4 protein-coding genes are annotated in these 4,852 nt (G+C 44.4%); all 4 read left to right on the forward strand.

Annotated elements, in window-relative coordinates:
* The coding region (cdaA, locus tag AB3112_RS08175; RefSeq protein WP_367334266.1) for a diadenylate cyclase CdaA at nt 1-574 on the forward strand (574 nt) is incomplete at its 5' end.
* A gap of 2 nt (nt 575-576) precedes the next feature.
* Nucleotides 577-1,545 carry a YbbR-like domain-containing protein gene (locus AB3112_RS08180; protein ID WP_367334267.1) on the forward strand — a complete coding sequence of 323 codons (969 nt, stop codon included), beginning with the start codon at nt 577-579 and terminating at the stop codon, nt 1,543-1,545.
* 39 nt (nt 1,546-1,584) lie between these two features.
* Nucleotides 1,585-2,931, forward strand: coding sequence for a phosphoglucosamine mutase (gene glmM / locus AB3112_RS08185; protein WP_057910521.1), 1,347 nt, complete (start codon nt 1,585-1,587; stop codon nt 2,929-2,931).
* 293 nt (nt 2,932-3,224) lie between these two features.
* The coding region (gene glmS, locus AB3112_RS08190; protein WP_367334268.1) for a glutamine--fructose-6-phosphate transaminase (isomerizing) at nt 3,225-4,852 on the forward strand (1,628 nt) is incomplete at its 3' end.

Genomic DNA, 4,852 nt, shown 5'->3' on the forward strand with positions numbered 1-4,852 from the left:
GGAGCTTGGTCGCGGATCGATTTTTTTGATTGTTAAATATGAAAATGAAGATGCCCAAAAGATGATTACAGCTCTGTATAAAGCGATTCAGTACATGTCTAAAAGCCGAATTGGGGCGCTAATTACCATTCAAATGAACACCGGGTTGGAAGAGTACATCGAAACCGGGATTGATTTAGACGCCGACGTTAGCGGAGAATTGTTGATTAATATTTTCATCCCCAACACGCCACTCCATGACGGGGCCGTGATTATTAAGAACAACCGGGTTGCGGCAGCTGCTGCATACTTGCCATTGTCTCAAAGTAATCTGATTCCAAAAGAACTTGGGACTCGGCATCGGGCAGCGGTTGGGATTTCGGAATTGACTGATGCGATGACGGTGGTTATTTCTGAAGAAACCGGCGAAGTCTCCATCACCCAAAACAACGAGTTGTTACGGGGAATGACTCGCGACGATTACTTGAAGTATTTCAAGAATCAACTGTTCACTGACGAAGACGATCAGCCCCACAAGAACTTTATCAATGCTGTATCGAACTTTATTGACAATCATTTTAAAGGGGGCCGGTAATCATGAAACAATGGCTCTTTAAAAATTGGGCGTACCGCTTACTATCGTTATTCTTTGCGATCCTATTATTTATGTACGTCGGCAGCACACAATCCAGTACCACTAATAACCGGTCTGGTGGCAGCACGAATTCAACGTCCTTGACATCGGATCGGACCCAGACGTTTTCTGTGCCGCTTTCATTAACGGTTAACAGTAATAAATACTTTGTAACCGGATATCCTGAGAAAGTCAAAGTTCATTTGACCGGGCCTTCCGCTTTGGTGACCACCACGGCAAACACCCAGAATTTCAAGGCGTACGCTGACCTCTCCAAGCTTGGGGTTGGCGAGCACACCGTTCGGATTCAGCAGGACGGATTGAATAATGATTTGAGATATCGGTTTGAACCGGCTACAATAAAGGTTGATATTCAACCGCGAGAAACGGTCACTTATCCGTTAACCGTTCAGTATTCAAAACGAAATATTGCTTCCGGTTATCAAGCAGGGCAGGCGAATGCTGACGTTAAGAACGTCAAAATTACCGGTGCGTCTGATCAGATTAACCGGATTAAGTCGGTTGTCGCGCAGCTGAACGTACCGCAAAACGCCAAGTCGTCGATTTCAAGTCAGGCAATCATTGAGGCGCTTGATTCCAAACAAAATACGGTCAACGTTGTCATTACACCGGCAACGGCTGATGTGACGCTGCCGATTACACCTGGCAATAGTAAGGAACTGCCGATCAAGCTTGAGCCAAAGGGCGTGACTGATGACAATGAAAGCTTCACGTTGACATCGGCCACCAAACGCGTTCGAGTATTTGGGACGAAAGCTGAATTGTCCAAATTGAGTTCCGTTAAGGTTGAAGTCGATACCAGTGACGTCAAGAAGACAAGCACCAAACGGGTTGTCTTGGATGCCAAGCTGAATAACGTTAAGGGCTTTGATCCTGAAAAAATTACGGTTAAGATTACAAGAAACAATTAAGCCCAAAATTATATTTAATTGAAATGAGGAATTTTTACGATGAAGTATTTTGGTACTGATGGTGTCCGAGGAATTGCCAATAAGGAACTTACGCCAGAGCTTGCATTTCGATGCGGCCGTGCGGGTGGTTATGTGTTAACGCACCATTCCGAACGAAAGCAGCCCCAAGTATTGGTTGCCAGAGATACTCGAATTTCTGGCCAGATGCTTGAAGAAGCTTTAATTGCCGGCCTATTGTCTGTCGGAATTGAAGTTTTGAACTTGGGAATTGTGACCACTCCAGGCGTTGCTTATCTGGTCAGAAACCAGGAAGCTGACGCGGGCGTGATGATTACCGCATCTCATAATCCAGTGGAATATAACGGGATTAAATTCTTTGGTGCGGATGGCTACAAGTTATCCGATGATCTCGAAGAAGAAATTGAAGGCATTTTGGAACGGTCAGAAGATATTTTACCAAGACCAGCTGCAGAAGGGCTGGGCGTTTCCGGTGACTATCTTGAGGGCAGCCAAAAGTACATTCATTTCTTGGAACAAACCATCTCAGAAGATCTGTCAGGGATGAAAGTCTGTGTTGATGCGGCAAATGGATCAACCAGTAAATTGGTCACCACCCTGTACGCGGATTTGGGCATTGAATTTGAAACGTTGGCCACCAATCCCGATGGCTTGAACATCAATGACCACGTGGGGTCAACTCATCCCGAACAGCTCCAACAATTTGTTTTGGACGAAGGTGTCCAAGCTGGAATTGCCTTTGATGGTGATGGTGATCGCTGTATCGCAGTCGACGAAAATGGCAAATTAGTCGACGGGGATGCCATTATGTATATCTGTGGTAAATATATGGCTGAACGCGGTCGATTGAAGAAAAACACGATTGTGACCACGGTCATGAGCAACATGGGCATGTACAAGGCCATGGAACGAGAAGGCATGACCAGTGTCAAAACGCAGGTTGGCGACCGCTACGTGGTTGAAAAGATGAATCAAGACGGCTATAACCTTGGCGGTGAACAGTCCGGTCACATTATCTTCCTTGATTTCAACACAACCGGTGACGGGATGTTAACCAGCCTTCAGTTATTGTCTGTGATGAAATCAACCGGCAAAAAGCTCTCAGAACTAGCTGGTGAAATTAAGAAATATCCGCAAAAATTAATCAATGTTAAAGTTACCGATAAGAAGCATTGTCTTGACAATGAAAAGGTCAAAGAAGTGATTGCCCAGGTCGAAGAAGAGATGCACGGTGACGGCCGCGTGTTGGTTCGACCAAGTGGGACGGAACCACTCCTCAGAGTGATGACCGAAGCACCAACCCAGGATTTAGTCGATGAGTATACGAAGCGAATCGCCGACGTGGTTCGAGACGAAATGGGTCAGTAAGGTTCATTGGTTGGGTGGATGATAGGTGAAATCATTTGAAATTGATTTCATCATTTACGATATTTTAACAATGGGGTACTGTAAGCGAAGCGAAAGCCTTGCATCAGTGCCTTTTTATTTCGTGAAAATGGAGTCGGTGTTTCGTAGTATATTAATTTTTAAGATTTCCTATACCATTTAGCATCTTTTGTTGACTTTTATCTTGAAATTAGGTAGATTATACGTGTTATAAAAATATTAAACGTTAATATTCTGTATATACCAATTTAAAAAACGTTGAGGAGAAAACTAAAATGTGTGGAATTGTTGGAGTAACTGGAAATGATAATGCTGTTTCAATTTTATTGGAAGGGCTTGAAAAGCTGGAGTATCGTGGCTATGATTCAGCCGGCATTTACGTTAATGATTTGAACGGCAATGATTACCTCGTTAAACGCAAGGGACGAATTTCAGAATTGGAAGCTGCCGTTGGCCCTGAAGTTCACGGATCGGTCGGCATTGGCCATACCCGTTGGGCAACTCACGGTGTTGTGAGTGTTGCCAACGCGCATCCCCAATACTCTGAAGATCACAGATTTTACTTGGTTCACAATGGTGTGATTGAAAATTATAAAGAACTCAAAGCGAAGTATCTGAGCAATACAACTTTTGCCAGTCAGACCGATACGGAAGTGGTTGTTCAATTGGTTGACCGCTTCGTTCAGACTGAAGGGATGACCACCAAACAGGCATTCTTGAAGACGTTAAGTTTGCTTGAAGGCTCATCATATGCATTTTTACTGATGGATAGTACTGATCCTGAAACCTTGTACGTTGCCAAGAACAAGAGCCCGTTACTAATTGGGGTTGGAGATGGCTGTAACGTTGTCTGCTCAGACGCATTAGCAATGTTGAATGTGACTCATGATTTCTTGGAATTGCATGATGGCGAAGTTGTCACAATCAAGCCAGACTCAGTTGACATTGAAGATCGTGACGGCAACAAGGTTGAGCGTAAGAGCTTCCACGTTAACATGGATGCTCAAGAAACCGACAAGGGCCCATACCCATATTACATGCTTAAAGAAATTGATGAACAACCAAACGTGATGCGTAAGTTGGCTTCCCTATATACTGAAGAATCCGGCAAACCCAACGTTGATTCTCAATTGATCAACGCAATGAAGGAAGCCGACCGTTTGTATATTGTTGGTGCCGGTACCAGCTACCACGCCGGTTTGGTTGGAAAGAAACTATTTGAAAAATTAGCTCACGTTCCAACTGAAGTTCACATTGCTTCTGAATTTGCCTATGATAATCCACTGTTGTCCAAGAAACCATTCTTCATCTTCTTGTCACAAAGTGGTGAAACGGCCGACAGTCGAGAAGTGTTGGTTAATGTCAACGCCAATAACTACGAGAGTTTAACCATTACCAACGTTGAAAATTCGACCCTGTTCCGTGAAGCGACGTACACGATGTTGCTTCATGCCGGCCCTGAAATTTCCGTTGCATCTACCAAGGCTTATACCGCCCAAATTGGGGTGGAAGCAATTTTGGCCAAGGCACTTGGAGAAGCTAAAGAGCAAACCATTGCCGAAGAATTTGATATTCGTCAGCAGTTGGGCCTGGTTGCGACTGGGATGCAAGCGATTATCGATGAAAAAGACCTCATTGACGATCTCGCTAAAAAGTATTTTGTACCGGCTAATCGGGCGTTTTACATTGGTCGAGGCATTGATCAGACGGTTTCACTGGAATCAGCTTTGAAGTTAAAGGAAATTTCTTATGTTCAAGCTGAAGGATTTGCTTCCGGAGAATTAAAACATGGAACCATTGCGTTGATTGAAGAAGGTACGCCAGTTATCGGGATCATCACGCAAGCTAAGACGGCTGGTTTGACCCGGTCAAACTTACAAGAAACGATGGCGCGTGGTGCGAA

The organism is Lentilactobacillus sp., from assembly GCF_040773105.1.
Lineage (GTDB): Bacteria > Bacillota > Bacilli > Lactobacillales > Lactobacillaceae > Lentilactobacillus > Lentilactobacillus parabuchneri.